This window comes from Paenibacillus sp. UMB4589-SE434 (genome assembly GCF_030226685.1).
Taxonomy (GTDB): Bacteria; Bacillota; Bacilli; order Paenibacillales; family Paenibacillaceae; genus Paenibacillus_B.
On record NZ_JASOYK010000003.1, the window covers coordinates 159,773 to 178,495 of the forward strand.

The 18,723-nt window shown below is 44.3% G+C and carries 16 protein-coding genes; all 16 read left to right on the forward strand.

The window, feature by feature from the left end; all coding sequences use genetic code 11:
• The first annotated feature begins 86 nt into the window (after positions 1-86).
• The gene (locus tag QP775_RS13345) at positions 87-1,196 is read left to right on the forward strand and encodes a P-loop NTPase family protein (protein ID WP_285106675.1); all 1,110 of its coding nucleotides are present in this window, start codon (positions 87-89) and stop codon (positions 1,194-1,196) included.
• Positions 1,193-2,443: a TadA family conjugal transfer-associated ATPase gene (locus QP775_RS13350; protein WP_239330501.1), complete on the forward strand. Its 1,251-nt coding sequence runs from the start codon at positions 1,193-1,195 to the stop codon at positions 2,441-2,443. The genes QP775_RS13345 and QP775_RS13350 overlap by 4 nt, the downstream gene beginning before the upstream one ends.
• A gap of 4 nt (positions 2,444-2,447) precedes the next feature.
• The gene (locus tag QP775_RS13355) at positions 2,448-3,401 is read left to right on the forward strand and encodes a type II secretion system F family protein (protein ID WP_285106677.1); all 954 of its coding nucleotides are present in this window, start codon (positions 2,448-2,450) and stop codon (positions 3,399-3,401) included.
• A 5-nt stretch (positions 3,402-3,406) separates the two neighbouring features.
• Positions 3,407-4,270 (forward strand): type II secretion system F family protein, encoded by an 864-nt coding sequence (locus QP775_RS13360; protein WP_285106679.1) that lies wholly within the window; start codon positions 3,407-3,409, stop codon positions 4,268-4,270.
• 44 nt (positions 4,271-4,314) lie between these two features.
• On the forward strand, positions 4,315-4,491 hold the full coding sequence (locus QP775_RS13365; protein ID WP_239330495.1) for a Flp1 family type IVb pilin: 177 nt from the start codon (positions 4,315-4,317) through the stop codon (positions 4,489-4,491).
• A gap of 32 nt (positions 4,492-4,523) precedes the next feature.
• Positions 4,524-5,039, forward strand: coding sequence for an A24 family peptidase (locus QP775_RS13370; RefSeq protein WP_285106681.1), 516 nt, complete (start codon positions 4,524-4,526; stop codon positions 5,037-5,039).
• A 13-nt stretch (positions 5,040-5,052) separates the two neighbouring features.
• On the forward strand, positions 5,053-6,546 hold the full coding sequence (locus tag QP775_RS13375) for a DUF6382 and FHA domain-containing protein (protein WP_285106683.1): 1,494 nt from the start codon (positions 5,053-5,055) through the stop codon (positions 6,544-6,546).
• Position 6,547: 1 nt separating this feature from the next.
• On the forward strand, positions 6,548-7,402 hold the full coding sequence (locus QP775_RS13380; RefSeq protein WP_285106685.1) for a PP2C family protein-serine/threonine phosphatase: 855 nt from the start codon (positions 6,548-6,550) through the stop codon (positions 7,400-7,402).
• Positions 7,402-8,178: a TadE/TadG family type IV pilus assembly protein gene (locus tag QP775_RS13385; RefSeq protein ID WP_239330485.1), complete on the forward strand. Its 777-nt coding sequence runs from the start codon at positions 7,402-7,404 to the stop codon at positions 8,176-8,178. Before QP775_RS13380 ends, QP775_RS13385 begins: the two co-directional genes overlap by 1 nt.
• A gap of 30 nt (positions 8,179-8,208) precedes the next feature.
• Positions 8,209-10,332: a hypothetical protein gene (locus QP775_RS13390; RefSeq protein ID WP_285106688.1), complete on the forward strand. Its 2,124-nt coding sequence runs from the start codon at positions 8,209-8,211 to the stop codon at positions 10,330-10,332.
• Positions 10,333-10,363: 31 nt separating this feature from the next.
• Positions 10,364-10,990, forward strand: coding sequence for a TadE/TadG family type IV pilus assembly protein (locus QP775_RS13395; RefSeq protein ID WP_239330481.1), 627 nt, complete (start codon positions 10,364-10,366; stop codon positions 10,988-10,990).
• A 26-nt stretch (positions 10,991-11,016) separates the two neighbouring features.
• Complete coding sequence (locus tag QP775_RS13400) at positions 11,017-12,507, forward strand: protein kinase domain-containing protein (protein WP_239330479.1); 1,491 nt, start codon at positions 11,017-11,019, stop codon at positions 12,505-12,507.
• A 34-nt stretch (positions 12,508-12,541) separates the two neighbouring features.
• The gene (locus QP775_RS13405; protein WP_239330477.1) at positions 12,542-13,216 is read left to right on the forward strand and encodes a hypothetical protein; all 675 of its coding nucleotides are present in this window, start codon (positions 12,542-12,544) and stop codon (positions 13,214-13,216) included.
• A 2-nt stretch (positions 13,217-13,218) separates the two neighbouring features.
• Positions 13,219-13,728, forward strand: a complete 510-nt coding sequence (locus QP775_RS13410; RefSeq protein WP_239330475.1) for an S-layer homology domain-containing protein — start codon at positions 13,219-13,221, stop codon at positions 13,726-13,728.
• Between the two features lie 168 nt (positions 13,729-13,896).
• Positions 13,897-15,108 carry an S-layer homology domain-containing protein gene (locus tag QP775_RS13415; protein ID WP_239330473.1) on the forward strand — a complete coding sequence of 404 codons (1,212 nt, stop codon included), beginning with the start codon at positions 13,897-13,899 and terminating at the stop codon, positions 15,106-15,108.
• Between the two features lie 252 nt (positions 15,109-15,360).
• Entirely contained in the window at positions 15,361-18,693 is a 3,333-nt protein-coding gene (locus QP775_RS13420; protein ID WP_285106694.1) for a DUF5704 domain-containing protein, read from the forward strand.
• Positions 18,694-18,723 lie beyond the last annotated feature (30 nt).

Sequence of the window (18,723 nt, forward strand, 5' to 3'; positions counted from 1 at the left end):
GATATCCATCATTTTAGGTGTTATATCACTTATCTTAATTATTGGCGGGTTTATGCAAATGTAATAGCCGAAAGGAGGAGACATCCTTGGCCAAATTAGAGCTGGTCGTTGCGGATCAGGATAAGCAGTATTTGGAAATGCTGTCGCATTACATACACACTTCGGAATTTGCGGGCCGCTTTGTCATCCGTACCTTCTCCAATGAAGGGACGTTGAAGCAATTTACCAGCACCATGCAAGGCAGTGTCATTTTTCTCATTAATCCGGTCGCTATTGAGATGGCATCGTTAGACCTATCATCTGGACATCTGCTGCTGCATCTTACAGAGACTAATGTGCTGTTGGAAGATCAGGTGACATCTGTCCCGGTATTTTACAAATATCAGCCGTTAAATCAGCTGTTATCCAAAGTGTTTGAAGCTTATGTGGATAACAATGGCCGCTATGCAGCGGAGCAAAGCGCCAGCACCACGACATCTGTGATAGCTGTTTATTCGGCAATTGGCAACAGCGGCAAGACAGTCACGGCCGTGAATCTGGCTGCTGGACTGGCTTCGCAAGCGCACAGCGTATTTTATTTGAACCTGGAGCTGCTCAATTCAAGCGAAGCGTACATGCAGACGATGGACAACCAGAACTTTTCGCAGCTTCTCTATTTTATGAATACGGATCAACAGAAATTTGCTGCTCGTTTTGAAACGTTAAAAGCGAGTGAATCCAACTTGGGCTTTGATTACTTCAATTCTCACCGTCATATACGTGAGATTGAGGAATTGTCAGCTGAGGGTGCGACACTACTAGTAGAAACGATTGCGAATCTGGGATTGTACGAGTTTATCGTTGTGGATTTGGATACCGGAACAGATGCCCGAACAGTCGAGCTGTTAAGGCGCTGCGATACGGTGCTGTGGCTGCTGCTAGACGATCTGTCTTGTTTGACGAAGACGCGTATCATGCTTCAACAGCATGCAGTTGTTAGTCAGCTGATGGATAAGAGTCGTTTCCTCTTAAATAAGCACCTGGGTAGTGACATGAATGCGGACCTTCTGCAGTCCTATCCGTCTCTGTTCCGACTACCGTATGTACCCCAATGGAAAGCGGTTACGGATGGCGAGCAACTGCTGTCGAGTAAGCCATTTAACGATCAAATTGCGCAGCTTGCTCGTTCGTTCGGGGCGCAGGGGGCATCAATATGAACGACGAGCAGCTTGTAGCTCAGCTGAAGGAGCAGATTCGACGCGATCTGGACGTGACAAGTGAGGTGTCTGACGAGAAGCTGCTTGAGTTCGTTGAGGATACCGTGTTCCGCTATTCGGAACAGCACTATTTGACCGCATCGCAGAAACAGACTTTTATTCAGCGTATTTATGATTCTTTCCGTGGGCTGGATGTACTGCAGCCTCTCATTAACAACAAATCGATTACAGAAATAATGATTAATGGTCACGATGAAATATTTATTGAGCGTGACGGCCGGGTGCTGCGTTATGATGCAGCATTTGAAAGTAAGGAGAAGCTGGAAGATATTATCCAGATTATCGTTGGCAAAGTGAACCGTGTCGTAAATGAATCCTCGCCAATTGTGGATGCGCGTCTGGAAGATGGATCACGGGTTAACGTGGTGTTACCTCCTATTGCACTAAAAGGGCCAACGATGACAATCCGAAAATTTCCAGAGAAGCCACTTGATGTTGAAGATCTGGTCAAGATCGGCTCCTTAACTGGAGAGGCGGCTCAATTCCTGAAGATGCTTGTGCAGGCCCGATACAATATTTTCATTGGCGGAGGTACAGGATCGGGGAAGACTACCTTCCTGAACGCGTTGTCCAACTATATACCTGACGATGAACGGATTATTACCATTGAAGATTCGGCTGAACTGCAGATTCGCAGCGTCCCCAATCTCGTTAGTCTGGAAACTCGAAACGCCAATACGGAAGGCAAAGGCGAGATTTCGATCCGCGAACTGATCAAAAGCTCGCTGCGGATGCGGCCTAATCGAATTGTCGTCGGAGAGGTACGGGGCGCCGAAGCTCTTGATATGCTGCAGGCGATGAATACTGGTCATGATGGATCGCTGTCAACAGGGCATGCGAACTCAACGGTTGATATGTTGAGTCGACTTGAAACTATGGTGCTGAGCGGAGCACATCTACCAGTTGAAGTTGTACGGAAGCAGATCAGTTCAGCGATTGACATCATGGTCCATCTCTCGCGGCTGCGGGACAAGTCACGCAAGGTCGTAGAAATATCCGAAATTATCGGCGTTGTTAACGGTGAGATTGAGTTGAATCCGCTCTATCAATTCGTAGAGACAGGGGAAACGCCAGAAGGCAAAATTATCGGCGGGCTCGTATCTACCGGCAATCGATTGCGAGAAGCCATGAAGCTGCAGATGGCTGGCTTCAAAGATATCGATCTAGTCATGGAAGGGAGGTCTTAAGTCCATGCAAGTTATCGGAATAGCTGTTGCAATTGGGCTTGTTCTCTGGGTGGTATTTGTAATGGTCGACAAGCGGAAGCGAAGAGTTGATCAAGATGTAAATGCAGCAGGTCAAGTGACTCACAAGGGGAAAGACAAACCGGATCGTGAGGGACGTGCTGCATCTAAGTCAGGCAGCAAATCCGACAAAGACAGTATACTGGCCAAGGCAGGCGGGGTAATCGATTATTCCATTTACCGATTGTCGCTAGTAGAACGATTGTCTGCCATAATACTTGCTGGCGTCATGTTAGGTGCGATCGGCATCATTTTCTATAAAAATGTCATTATGGCTGTGCTGCTCGCCTTGTTGGGCTTATTGTATCCCAAGCTGCGAAGGAAGCAATTGATGCAGAAACGGAAGGACGAATTAAGCTTGCAGTTTAAACAAGCTCTATATTCCTTATCTTCGTCACTTGCGGCAGGCAAATCGGTAGAGAACGCTTTCCGGGAGGTGTTAAAGGATCTAAGACTGCTGTATCCCGATCCTAGCACTTATATTTTGAGAGAGTTCGAGATTATCAATAACCGGGTTGCAACGGGGGAGCCGATTGAAGCGGCGCTTCAGGACTTCAGCGCACGAGCAGATATTGAGGATATAGCCAATTTTGCCGATGTGTTCGTTACCTGTAAGCGTTCCGGTGGCGATATAGTCGAAGTCATTCGCAGAACGGCAAATATTATCGGGGAAAAGTTGGAGATCAAGCAGGATATCTCGGTCATGATTGCACAGAAAAAATTCGAAGCAAGGGCGCTTGGCATCATTCCTTTCGGGTTGGTGGCTCTGCTTGGATATATGTCGGCTGACTATATGGCACCACTGTATACGGGAGTAGGTTATGTCATTATGACGGTGGCGCTTGTTATTTTAATCGGAGCGTTGTTCCTTATACAGCGCATTATGAACATAAAGGTGTGATAGGAATGATGCTTGCAGGTGCAGGTATCTTCGTTCTGCTAATTTTGGGACTGAAGCTGATGGCTGGAAAGCAGTATGACGAATTCGTGAAGGAGAATGGACAAGGCTTTCAGTTAAACGCGTTTGCTCCTTCCTCATTGGCCCTGATCGATCGACTTCGTATCGTGGAACGTTCTTCGAGATTTTATTTGCACATTCATCAGAAGATTGTGCAGTTATACGGCAGTCGTAAAGGTATTAGCCATACGAGAATGTTTTTAGCCCAGATGGTGTCCTTTGTCCTTTTGCTGCTCGTAATCAGTTTTGTGCTTCCTGCGGTTGCAGAAGGAGATACGACCTATTTATTCATCGGTTTGCTCCTTACTGTATTGGTTCCATTTTCGATGGTGAAGGACTTGGACAAAAAAATACAAAAGCGCAAGCAGGCGATTACGTTGGAGCTGCCAGAATTTCTTAGTCGCATCACATTACTCGTAAATGCTGGTGAGACGGTTCAAAAGGCAATCATTCGCTGCGTTGAACAGAAGAAGCATATGCATGATCATCCTTTGTATGCGGAGCTTCAGCAAGTATCTTCGGAAGTGAGCAACAACTACTCGTTCCCGCAGGCGATGGAGGATTTCAGCAAGCGATGCGCCATGCAGGAGATATCCATATTTGTTACTACCGTCTTGATGAATTACCGCAGAGGAGGTGAGGAGTTCGTCGCATCGCTGCAAGGTTTGTCGCAGGACTTATGGGCTAAGCGCAAGGCGGTGACGAAGACGCTGGGCGAAGAGGCCTCGTCCAAGATGGTGTTTCCGATGATGATAATTTTCTTGGTTGTCATGATTATCGTCGGAGCGCCAGCCATGATGATGATGAAGTAGTGGAAACACGAGATTGTAAACCATATTTAGGGGAGGAATTGAACATGGCAAACTTCTTTAAAAAGCTGTGGAAAGATGAAGATGGGATTGGGACGTTGGAAATTATTTTGATTATTGCGATTATTGTTATCATCGTTTTACTGTTTAAAGAAAAAATCGTGAAATGGGTTGAAGATTTACTCAGGTCTTCTGATACCAAGATTAAAACGATAGATAAGTAGAAAGTAATAAAAATGTTACAGGGGGTCTCTTTATGCCGTTTCAATACTATCTTTTGGTGGTATTCGCACTCATCGCATTTTATACAGACGCAACGAAACAGAGAATTCCAAACTGGCTAACGCTTACTGGATTCGTTGTAGGAGTGGCCTTCCATTTGATAGGAAATGGCTGGAACGGCCTCCTCTTCTCATTGCTTGGTGCGGGTGTCGCATTCGTTGTGCTCGTGCTGCTCTATGTGTTTAAAGCGATTGGTGCAGGTGACGTTAAACTGTTTGTTGCCATCGGCGCGATCACGGGCATGGAATTCTCCTTATACAGTATTATGTATTCCATCGTATATGGTGGTCTAATCGGTCTTGTTATTCTGCTCTGGAAGCAACAGTTCTTCATACGTATCCGGGGCTTATTCGGCTATTTGTTTCGTGTTGCCGCGTTTCGGGATAAAGAAGCCGTGACTAGCATCGCCAAACAGAAAAACTTACAGTTTCCGTTTATGTATGCCGTGTTACCGGGGATTACAACCACTTGGTACTATTTCTTAATGTGAGAGGGAGAACCGTATGGAGAACGTTATTTATCAATTACATTACAATTACAAAAATGACAACGGAAATTATATTGAATTCGGTCAGCAGCAGGAGCTAACTGTCCAGCATATGGCCGCAATTCAGGTTCGGATGCTGCAGTCCAACACGATTCCGAAGCTGCTGCCGGTTACATTCGAACAGATGGATATGCAGATGAAGATTCGATACGACATCGGTTCTCGCACCCAATTGTTGGATACGATCAACATTAGAGGTTTATCCGAGTCCGATTATTACGGATTATTATACGGTATTGCCAGTGCTTTGGATGACAGCGGCAAATATATGCTGATGGAGGAGCACTTCATACTAGACGAACAACTGATATACATTGGCTCCAGTATGGAGGATGTGTACTTGACATATTTGCCTTTCCAGTCGATTCCTGACAAGCCTGGTACGGGAGAAGCGTTCAAGCAGTTGTGTCTGCGCCTCATCGGGCATGTAAAGCCGTTCCAAGGCTATGGCTTCCAGCCGATGATGGAGCTGCTCAGCAAGAATCAGTTCCGCTGGAGCGAAATGAAGCAGCTGCTGCATGCAGCTAAGCATGGGCAGACGTCTGCCCAGCAGTCGGCAGCAGCTCGCATGGAGGCGCCTGCAGCTGCAGCGGTGCCTCAGCCGATACCGCCGTTACGGCACGAATCGGTGCCGTCAGTTAAAGCGAAGCCGCGGGCTGCGAAGGAGACGCCTGCGGCAAGTGCGACGGCAGCTGACGGAGCTGCTGCAGCGGTCGCTGCGCCAACTGAGCTGCCGCCACTCACACAGCGCGAGAAAATCTATCTCTACGCAATTGCGGTACTTGGCGCAGCGGCCATATGGAAGTGGTATCTTGATGTGAACACAGAGCCTGCAATGCTTGTGGCATTAGGTGTCACTGTACTTTGCGTTAATCTTGTGTATACCTATGCGAAGGTGTATCGCCCGAACTTCGCCAAAATGAATAAGCCTATTGGGGGGGGCAAGACAGCAAATGCTCCCTTAGATGTGGAAGCACGTAATGCGGCATCCATCAAGCCTGTCAAGCAAAAGAAAAGTAAAAAAGGGAAAGAGCTGCCTCAGGAGTTCTCCGCAAAGCCGCAGTTGACTGATCAGACGGTGCTGTTAACACCGGTGGAGGAAACGGTGCTCTTAAACGGCATAGGAATAGGGGCTACAATGGGACAGCCCACTGTTTATCTCGAGATTACAAAGGACGGACATCGTTCCGAGTTGGGCTTGAATGTGGATCGGTATATGATCGGCCGTGATGCGGACCAAGTTAATTATGTAGATGATACGGTAGGCGTGTCACGGACACATGTAGAACTGCTAAGAATGGGATCTGAATACATGGCTAAAGACTTAGGTTCCAAAAACGGAACAACGTTAAATGGGGAGACAATGGTGCCATTTAAAATGTACGTGTTGAAAGAGGGAGACACGTTCCGTACAGTGAAGACGGAATTTACCTTCCATATAAGGGGCTGACGTGAAACGGGCGCACCGTGTCCCGTACGTGTATGGACTCGCCACACACATTGGGAAGAAGCAACAAAATGAGGATAGGGCTTGGCTGCGGCTGGGTATTGCCCCATCAGGTCAGCCTTATGGCGCTGCAATCGTGGCTGACGGGATGGGGGGGCTTCAAGAAGGTGCAATAGCAAGTGAACTAGTTGTTCAAGACTTTAAGCGCTGGCTGGATCATGAACTGGATCCCATGTGGAGGGAACGTAATCCTTTCGGGCGCATCGGGACAGGCCTTTATAATTTCTGCTTTGAGGCGCAGCGTATGCTGCAGCTTGAACAACAAAAAAGAGGCCATCACATGGGCACGACGATGAGCATTGTCTTCCTGTGCGATGGAGATTATGCAATTGTACATATTGGAGATAGCAGAGTATATCAAATGTCGCTGGATACGGTCCTACTTGCACAGTTGACTGAGGATCATGCTTGGGTTGCTGCTCAGCTAAGAGATGGGCTCTTAAGCCGAGAGGAAGCAAGGACGCACCCCAAGCGTAATGTCCTACTTCAATGTATTGGAATGGAAGGTACGATACAGCCATTTCTACGAACAGGAAAGTATGGTGCGAACGACTTGTTTCTATTAAGCACGGATGGATTTCACCATGCCTTTGCGGAAGAGGAATTACAGGGGCATACGGAGTTAGCGTGCAGAACAAGCAATAAGTATCAAGCAATAAGCGAGAAACTCATCCATAAAGCTTATCAGGCGGGAGCTGCGGATAACTTAACTTTGCTTATGATCGGTCCCAGTAGAAAGACGGGGTCTGCTTTTGAAAAAATGCTGCTCCGGATCCGAATGAAGAGAGGGGGATGCTAATGTCAGCAAAGTGTCATTCACCCCGAGCATCACTGTACAGAAACGAGCAAGGAAATTTTACGATCGAGGCTTCAATGCTGTTTCCTATCATTTTTCTTATAACCATTATGTTTATCTTTTTTAGTCTGTACGTGTATCAAAAAGTCAGCTTATATTATGCAGCAACAACGGCGGCTGAAAGAATTGCACATAACTGGGACAATTCTAAGCGAGAGCCCATTACGGGCAAGTACGCGATCGATGCGCAGCATGGCGGCAAAGAAAATCAATTATATTGGCGATTGTTTGATGATAACGCAACGGATTCATTCGTATTTTTGATGCATCGAATCACGGGAAGCGTAAACAGCGACAGTGATAGTGGGTTATGCCAGATCCCGAATGAGGGCACCAATGTCTCGCTTCCGACAGGTAAAGGGGGGAGTGGGCTGGTGCAACAGAAGATAAACAAGTATGCATCCGCAAATTTAAGCTATTTTCAGGGGAATATCAATTACCAAAATAAAATAGTTGACCGCAAAATTACGGTTTGTCTTCAAACCCAATTAAAGCTCCCCTCTTTTGTAGCCAGTTTTCTTGGGAATGGAATTGTGAAACAGCAAGCCATTGCTAGAATTGCTGAGCCGGCAGAGTTTATGAGAACGGTTGACTTTGCTACATATTTTACTGAGCGGTTGACCTATTTTTTTGTAGAGCGGAACAAAGTGCATAAGCCAGGCAAAGTATTTAGTTATACAGATCTTATCACTGTGTTTAATATGTTCACAGGGAAATAAGCTAGGGACTGTACGGGAATGAGGGGTTATATGAAGCGTTTTGTTAAAGGGGACCGGGGAGCGGTTTCCGTGTTCTTGATCGTGCTAATAGCTCCTATTTTTTTCTTTAACGCTGTGCTCATCGATTTTGCAAGGATAAAGCTTGCGGAAAGGGAGTCGGAATTGGCTCTGAAGACAGCCCTTGACTCTGTTATGTCCTCGTTTGACGTAAAGGTGCAAGATTACGGACTGTACGGGATGGATGCGGGTCAAACCAGTATGGATACGATCATGCAGACGGTTATCAAAAATAATTTACCACAAGGGCTGGACAATAACAGTTACACCTATACCGATACGATGTTGGAATCGATAAGTGCCGCAGCTAGTCATACGCTAAAAGAGCACCCAGTATTAAAGCAGCAAATACTAGAGGAAATGAAATATCGTGCCCCGCTTGAGCTGACGATGGGGATTATTGATGCTTTTACGAGCAGCAAAGCCGATGCCATGATGCACGGTTCGGTAGCATTTGCAAGAGAGGCGAAGAAGCTTGAAAAGAAAATAGAGAAGAGACAGGATCATATTGATAAGCTGCTAACGGCAGCCAAATCCATTAAAGAAGGCTTGGACAGTAACTTGCCTACTTATCGAGCGAACCTGAACAGAATTGGCAATGAGACTGAAACGTCGTTAAACGATAAAATACGGAACTTAAATCAACAGATTGGGGATATTGAAAGCCAAATCAGCTTTGTTGCGATGCAAACCTCCAACAATCCGGCTACATCTGCAAGTCTGGCCCGTCAAATCGTAGCCTTGCAAAATGAGGCAAGTGCCAAAAGAGCGGAGAGAGAAAAGTGGGAAGAACTGCTGAGACTGCTGATCGAAACAAAAAAAAGTATGGATAAATTGCGAGGGAAAATTCAAAAGGATAAAGAGTCCTTTGATAAGAATGTGCAGCCGGCTATGAAGCTGGATCATGAGATCAAGGTGCAAAAAGAGCAACTAGTATCAAAGCTTCGGCAAATGAATCAACGTGATACGACTGACTTTGCCAGTGTCAAAGTGTATGGAGATGCCTTTTTCAATCAACTAAAGCAACATGTCCTAAAAGTGTCGTCTGCATATGATCGTTTTCATTCCAGCTTTAACTTAAGTTCGTTAGGTCAACTGGATTCCACACAACTAAGCGAGATGGGGTCACTTTTACAGAAGTTAAATGAGATGACGTCAGAGCACCAAGGCAACCAAGCGGAAAGAAAAAAGCTAGAGAAGAAAGCAAAGCAAAATCTGGCTGAAGCCAGCTTAAGAATTGCTAAGCGTGTAACGGTGGCTTGTGTAAATTCAGGAGCAAAGTACGATAAGGTGCAATCCTATTATAGTGCCTATCTACCAACAACAGACAGTCTTGTACAATATCCTCAGGAAATCCCCCAGGACCCTGAAGAAATGCAGGAGCACAGCGCAGGCTTCAGTGATCTATTGATGGGAAGTATCGGTGATAAATTATTAGACTTCAGAGATAAGTTATATGTAGATGAGTACGGTTTATCAAAGTTCAACCATTTTGCTTATGTAAAGAAGGGGATTGTTGAGCCTAATCTTAGTAAACACAAGCTGAAAAATCAAGAAGCGGAATACATCTTGTATGGTTTTAATTCATGTGAAGGAAACTTAAGCGCCGCTTCCGCAGAACTTTTTTCTGCTCGTTTTCTGTTAAGAATGACAGAGTTTATATTAGATCCAACAAACGCTCCTTTAAAAGCAACACCCTGGACTTTTGTTTTAGGGGCCATCTCGTACGCAGCCTTGCATGCAGCCACAGATATTGTGGAACTGCTGAGCCCTGAAAATCATCCTGACGGCGTAGAGATCATGAATAGGCCAGGCTTTGATAAGATCATGCTAACTTATAAGGACTATCTGCGTCTTTTTATGTTGATACATGGCAATGAAACAAAGATGATGGCCCGCATGCAGGCACTTATTCAATTAAATACGGATAAGGATTTATCTAAGCTGGCTACCTATACAGAGGGGAACTCACAAACATCTGTCAAGTTGTGGTTCCTGCCGGGGATAATTCGTGTGCTGAATTTGACCGGAATCGCTAGTGGGGAAGTTCAGAAGAATAGATTCCATATTACAAAATCGGCGGCCTCTTCTTATTAAACTCATAATACGAACAGGGGGCTGAAAAGAGATGAAGCTCACACGAGATGAGGAAGGAAGCCTAACTTTAGAAGCTGCGCTCATACTGCCGTGGTTTCTTGCCTTTGTGCTAGCATTAATCGCACTAATTCAGTTATCGATTGTAGACATGTCTTTGCGCTCTACAGTATCCCAGTCCTCAAAACAACTGGCAGTTTACATGTATGCGGTGGAAAAGACGTTACAGACTAGCAAAATTACAGTAATTGCGGATGTTGTGTCAAAGGCGAATGATACGTTGACGAGTATGGAGAGCAATGGGCAGGTGCTGGGGGGACCCGCAGCATTAATTCCAAAAGAGATGTTGGATCTAGCGTTTCAATTGCGAGGGATGGCTAACAATGCATACAACCAAGGAGAACAATGGGCGAATCAAAAAGTTATTCAATACGCTCGTGGCCCCTTAAAGTCTTTTATGACTCAATATGCGGACAAGTCTATTTTAGATCCCGGCAGGCTCGAAATCATACACTTAGATGTTCCTAATTTTCTTGACAAAAGCAAAGCCTATCTAGGCATTGAAGCTCAATACAAACAAAAGCTGCTGATTCCTTTTTTTACAATAGAGATTAATGTGCGCAAGAAGGCCTATGAACGAGTATGGATAGGCAATACATAATCTTTACTTGATTAGGAGTGACTAAGGTGAACGAACTAACAAATAAACTCCAAATTGCCGATATGTTAGGTAATAGATATCAAATTATTTCCATTATTGGACGTGGGGGCATGGGCACCGTCTACCTAGCAGAAGATATGAAGCTGAAAGGTAAGAAATGGGCTGTCAAAGAGACTCGTTTAAAACATGCCAATATGGAACATCTGATTGCAGAAGCAGATTTACTCACCCAATTAAGTCATCCTTATTTGCCGCAAATTGTAGACTATTATCCGCCTGATGCTGATGGATTCAGCTATTTGGTTATGGATTATATACGCGGCGAGACACTCTCCAGACGATATGAACGGGCTGGAGGAAGGATGGCACTATCTCTTATCCTCAAGTACACGTTGCAAGTATGCGATTTGTACCATTACCTCCATCATGAGCTGCCGGAACCGATTATTTATCGGGATATGAAACCTTCTAATATTATGATTGATGAAAATGACAATGTTCGAATTATTGATTTTGGAATTGCCAGAAGCTTTAAGGAAGGGCAGCAGACAGACACCGTTCAATTAGGCACAATCGGCTTTGCTGCGCCGGAGCAGTTCGAGAATCGGCAAACCGATCATAGAACCGATTTGTATGCGCTGGGTGCGGTGATGTATTACTTGTTAAGCGGGGGCCAGTATTATTATATCCAGCAGAAGAGCGTATCTGAATTCAACCCCGATTCACCTGATGAGCTTAATCGTATCGTGCATAAGCTGCTGCAAATGAATCCCACGGATCGTTATCAGTCTGCAGCCGAATTAAAGAGTGACCTCAGAAATTTGGACATATCGTTAGAACGTTCAGATTCAACACCAATAGGGGGGACGTCTCGAACAAATGGACTGGGCAGCATCGTGATCGCAGTTGCAGGAATTGCTAGCGGAGTTGGCAGTACCCACACCTCGATCATGATTGCTCATATGCTGGCAGAGAAAAAATATTCGGTCTGTCTGGTGGAGGCAAGCACAGCGTCTGATTATGAGAAGATTGAATGTGTATATGAAGGTGTGGACTATGGACCAATGAGTACAAAGCGCTTTAAAATGCGCGGCGTCGAATATATCAAGTCTTGCGATATTCCAAGTATGGCAGAGCTATTGGCTGCAAAGCCGGATTATATTATCTATGATATAGGCTATTATCAGCGCTCAGATTACTACGGAGAATTTCTTCGTGCCCATATCCCTATCGTGGTTGGGGCAGGCAGTGAGTGGAGACAGCCTCATATTATGCAATTCTATCAAGAGCAGCAAAATGCTGACTATGGCAGATGGATATTGGGCGTTCCCTTTGCTTCTAAACAAGTCTTGCAAGATATTCAAAAGCGAGTGCCTAAGTTAAGAGTAAAACCCATTCCCTATAGTCCAGACCCGTTCCATGCAAGTGAGGATGTAGAGACACGGCTGATGGAGTTTGTTCCATTAATGACACAAGAGTCGGAATCTTTGATGAAAAGATGGTTCAAAAGAAGGTAATTACGACTAATTTATAGATAAGGAGAATGTTTAGATGAAGAAAATATGGCTGGTGATCATCGCTATTTCTGTAATGGTGTTAGCGGGATGCTCAGGAAAGGAGTCGTCTGACCCTGTATCATCGAATACAGCAGGCGAGCAGTCAACCGCGGGGAAATCTGCTGAACAAGCAACTAAGGAAGTTGAGCCATCCGACGCTGTCGCAACAGACCAGGATTTTGAACAGAAATTAAAAGATTATACTGTGAAGGAATACGAAATCGTAGGTCCGGATACTGGGGATCAAGGTGACATCAAAGTACAACTCAATCGAGTTTACATCTTAAAGCCTGATTTTTTTGACGCTAAACATACACCTGATCAAAGCGCGAATCCTTACCTGCTTGCCTTAAAGACAACGGTGACGGCCAGCCCCAACAATGAATTTGATATGCCGCTAAGTTCTCAGCAACCTTGGCTTGCAATAGGTAACAACACTTACGAGAAGGGTGAGATTACACATATACGCTTTGATCAGTTGGAAGAAGGATTGGGCGATAAATATCACTCCCATTTTGAGTTGTTGGGGCGGGAAATTAAACCGGGTGAAACACTGGTAAGCTTCGAATATGCGTATCTCAAGAATGATCCACAAGATTTGCAAATTACGCTGCGAAACAATAAAAAAGATCAACCGAATATAATCGCTCAATTAAAAGAGGTCAAGTAAGATTGGCGAGTAATATCGACGTTAGGAGGAAGTTAATTGCAACCTTAACAGCATTGATTTTGCTGGCAAGTATGATAGGTGAATATCCCCGACAGGAAGCGGCTTATGCGGAGCCACAAGCAACACAGCTAGTGGATACGAAGGGACATTGGGGCGAAGCAGCGATTGCAAAGGCGATCCAAGCTGGCTATGTAAATGGATATCCCAATCAGACGTTTAAGCCGAATGGGAATGTGACAAAGGCCGAGCTTATTCGAATGGCAGTAGGATCGATGTCATTGCCAGTCCCAGATGCACAGCAGGGACAAATGCACCTCATTTACAAGTACATCCATGGACCCTTGATGAACCAATGGCAGCTAGAAGGATACCACAACAGCTACACAGATCCTTATGGCAACCGCTTTAGTCTGACAGATGGGGATGTCGTATTCTACCATGGTGACATGTCAAGTCGGGATGACTTCGATGCACAGGTACCACATTTAGGAAAGGGTGAAAGACACTTTTAATAATAGGGCCTAAAGGAAGTACACTTGGAAATTTACAAGCAAATTTTCGTAATGGTTCCCTGGTGGGAAACACAGTTAACTGAAAGGGGGATTGAAATCATCCTTCTCAGTTGACTCGATGTTATTTTTAACATTTGGATACAATGAATTTAGAAGGAGGCATTTCATTTGAAAAAACTTTTATCTACTTTTCTAGTTGCGTTTCTGTTTATGGGGAGCGTACTTATTCATTCACAGGAGCCCTCACATGCGAATGCACAATCGGTATCATTCTCGGATATAACAGGGCATTGGGCGGAATCAGATATTAAGAAAGCTATTCAACATGGATATATTGGTGGGTATCCCGATGGCACGTTTCGTCCTAATGCAACAATAACAAGAGCCGAATATGCAACTATTTTAAGTCGTGTTACAAAGCTAGAAAATAAAAATAGTCATGTTATGTTTCCAGATATTAAAGGACATTGGAGCCAAGAAAGTGTAATGAAGTTAGCTGAATTAGGTTTTATTCAGGCTTCTGATTATCCCAACAATTTTGGAGCAGATCGTTCATTAACAAGGTACGAAATGATGAAATGGCTCTCGAATGGACTGGTAAAATCAGAACCAAGTTTTGAGGAAGCGCTAGATAATACAAAAAAAACGTTATTGCCTACTCCTGAAATTTTTACTGGTAAAATCGCTGAATCACAAATTCCTTATATTGCTTTAGTTAAAGGTACGGGGATAAGTGAAGGCTTCGAGGATGGAACTTTTAGGCTGGACAAAACAACGACTAGAGCCGAAGTTACTTCTATTCTATTACGATATGCCGATGTGGAAGGAACTAATGCTCGTAATTATAAGGCGTTAAACGAATTAAGAGAAGTGGGAACAACGGGAACCAATATTGAGTCGCTTACTCCTTATAGATATCTTAAGAATAATGGAATCAAGAATAATTTTTCTGTTATAACAGATAAGCAGATCTCGTTGAGAAATAATATCGCCATCATGAAGTTACACCGAATGATCGTGGTGGATACAGCTAATAAGGGATCAGGAGTCTATGCCAAATTGTTTGTGAAATCTATCTCGGAAAATATGAAAGATTACTATTTAATATTTAATGAAATTTCTATAACCTCCAATTCTAACAAAATAACGGTAAACAGTATGAATAATAGCATCGAAAGTTCATTGGTTTCTGCTTCAAGGATAAAAGATGATATATCTACTATTAATCATATTCCTACAATCCCTTTAAGCAATGTGTCCGAATTCTTTTCAAAAGGAACAACGAAGAAAGTATGGACGATGTCTGTTATTGATAAAAATGGGACAGCATCTTATAGCTTGAAATCGGACAATGGAGATTTTGTTGGAATTTATAAATAATTGGGGGAAAACATGAAGAATAGGCAATATATAAGCATGATTGTTATTTTAGCCCTTTTAGCAAACACTATTATATATGTGATGCCGATAAATCAAATTTTTGCATTGCCTAACCCTCCCAAAAAACAAGTAAGTCCAAAACCAAAAATAATTAAGTCTGATAAAAGGAGATCAGTTCCTGGGGTCTATTGGTATCAATTAGACAATGGTAAATTTAAGGCTGATTATACGGGATCTAGTGCCATTGTTAATATGGGAGGGACGTGTGAAGCACCCTATCCCGTTTTGAGTGAAATTCCAGATGAGGTAGATTTATCGCGATGGCCAGCTACATCATGGTCCTATAATGGGAATGTTATATCTAGTAGTGCGGTAGATAACGTAGAGTTAGATACAGTCGTGTGGATTTATACAGATACATACTATCCCGTTGGAGATCCTATAGTTATCGGGAAAAAAACAGCTAAGATTACGACTAAAACTGGGGGGGACAGAGAGAAAAGCCAATATGATGAGTTTATGAAACGGCCTAACGGATGTCCTAAGATGAGTGTCATGTATGAAACACCAGTTAACATTGTCTGGAAGGGTGAGATTTATGAAGAAAAAGAAATTGATGTTAACCCTGATTCCACTATTGGTGTAGGGGAACAGAAACAATTAAATGGCAGTGTGAGAACTAAAGCATGGGGGTCTGATGAATGGGGGATTTGGTATGATATCCGAACACGTTCAGAAACGAAATGGTCCTCAGAAGATGAATCAATTGCAACGGTTGATGCAAAAGGTGAAGTGACGGGCCAAAAGTCCGGAACGGTAAGAATAAGGGCTATTTGGGATAATGGTACATATCAGATATCTGATGATGCCATTATCAAAGTTACACAAGAACCTGGCCTAACTGTGGATTCTCATAAATTTTGTGTATCAGATGGTGCCGCTACGTTTCAACTAAAAGCCCATCTAACTAAGGCGGATGGGAGAACGTATGATCTAACTTCCCATACGAATTTAAGTTGGAGTAGCTCTAATAAGTCAATTGTCTCAATCGATCAGTCAGGGAGAGTTACTTCACAAGGAGTTGAAGGAAGCAGCACCATAACCGCACATTTTAAAGATCCTACTCAAAACATAGACGAATTGAAAACCAGCACTGTTACAGTGGAAGATTGTGATCCTAAAGAAGACGGAGAATGCACATACATTATAGGTGCGCCGAGTAAAAGGAGTATAACTTCTGAGGGGGTAATGGTACCATCAGTGACCGGGATGTTAAGGGCTGATAACCGTGGAGCAGAAGTATTTAATGTAAACCAGGGAATACCTACATCTGAAAGCCTCTTTGCAAATGTATTGGGGATGAATTATTTATATCAAAGCAAGTGGGCCAATATGACAGGGCAGGTTACATACACTGTAACTGTAACGAAAGTTTATCATAAAACATGGACAATTCCAGCAGTTCCATCTACAGTGCCTGGAGTGCCTGGAATACCAGCTCAGCCTATGGAACTTGATGTCCCTGTTACGAAGAATATCGTTATAAAACGCGAGTACAACTACTGGCAGATCGATAATCTTGAGGTTTATAAATTGAATCGTGCTACCGTGTCTAATTATGCGCTGGGCGGATACGGTACTTTAATAACTCTAAATCCGCAAGGGTACACACCTCCGAATTTGGAATCGGACAACAAAGAGGCTGTCGATAGCCACGTCCATCCGCAGCCTTGCGGTAAGGTCAATCTAGGTAAGCAAACTGTACCCGGTGGGGCAACTGAACCCCTAACACCAACAGAAGACTCGTTATTTAAATCAAAAGCAGAGGCAGAAGTCAAGGAGAACAAAGTAAATAATGATAAGGTGGTGTTTAATGGAACTACGATCATGAATAATAATTTGGTGGATAAGACAGCACCCACACCAATAGGAATACCTCAGCCTGTTATGATTGATGAGAACGTCCTATATAAAGATAGATTGGTCATTAGTAACACACTTGTTAATAAACTGAATCAACCTACAACAGGCAAGATCTATTACGAGCTCATCCCAGGCAACATTAAAGGTGGGGCAGACAAGAGCTTTGACATTAACGGCATGAACACGGTCACTGTCCACACGCCTGTCGTTATTTATGCGAAAGCCACGGATGACAAGCCGCACAATCAGAAGACTAAGCCGAATCCCAATCGAGCCGCGTTTATTCTGGATCGACCGTTTTCCGTGTTTATGCCAACAAGCGGGCAGCATCGCAATATCCCTGGGTACGGGAATCGGGACTATGCCAAGTACTTCCGGATGAAAGAAGTACGGCTCCCATTTGACGTGTATACGGCGGATCGAGGAACTTTCTATCCGAAGCAGACCTGGATTACCATTCCAGTTACGCAGGAACGGGCCGACTTTTTTCTTCCGGTGTGGGTAGACGAAGGCGATTATACGGTCGAATTCCGGAGCACGGCGGAGAATGCTCCGTCAGATGTGACAGATCAGCGCAATGCCAATACGGATTTGCAGCATCACAGGGCTTCGGATACGATTCCGATTGAAGTGATCGGACGGCTGTACGACTTCAAGATTACGGACATCGCCGATTATAACTGGTCCTCTGTGTTCCGCCAGAACAATGGAACAACACCAAAAGGAACCTCCTATTGGGTAGGCAAAGGGGATATCGATGGTGAACCGCGAGGCAACAACAATCCGTATGTGCTCAGCATAGCCCCAGGCAGTCATCCCAATAGCGGCTACAAGAACGTGGCTGTTAAGACAGGTTACCATTTTAAGTTCGAGCTAAAGTCAAAGGGGAATATGTTCGACAGCAAGGATGGCGTTAGAATTACGCCCAATTTCTACTTTGTGGACAAGACAGGCACGAAACGCCAAGCGGTAGACTTGTATTACCACTCGAACACCAAGCGGTTTGTGCGAATCGGATCGCCAGATGATACGGAACGACGATATGTCATCTTGAATGACAGGATGCGTAATGTGTCGGAGCAGGAAATGACGGATACGGCTTTGTATATTTATGATCACTACTACACGTTTGGTCAGATCGGACATATGAGCCGAACGCAATTCGTACAGGAGTATATCCGAAAAGCCAAGGAGAAGACGCTCGTTGGAAAGTACAATTGGATGATCCTTCCTTATCAGGTGAGGACGTTGATTGGTCCGAAACAGATTCCAACAGGAGTTGACTACCAGCGGGCGTATGCCTCGGTGCAGAAATGGTACGGGGACTACAGTCTTCCAGCAGACGTGTATGCGGTGTCGAGAGGGACGAACCTAGCAGAGTATGGACGGAAGAACAAGCTGGACGAGAAGTCGCCCATTTTCCTGCGTAACGGTTATATCGTTGTTAACTTTAACTTGGAATCGATCCGGGACGGCAACGTAAATGCACCGCATTTACAGTACATCTACGGACCATTGATGAACCAATGGCAGCTGGAAGGATACCGTAACAGCTACACAGATCCTTATGGTAACCGCTTTAGTCTGTCAGATGGGGATATCATATTCTACCATGGTGACAAGTCAAGTCGGGATGACTTTGATGCACAGGTGCCGCATTAGGCACGGAATGGGTCATGAACAACAAGGCTT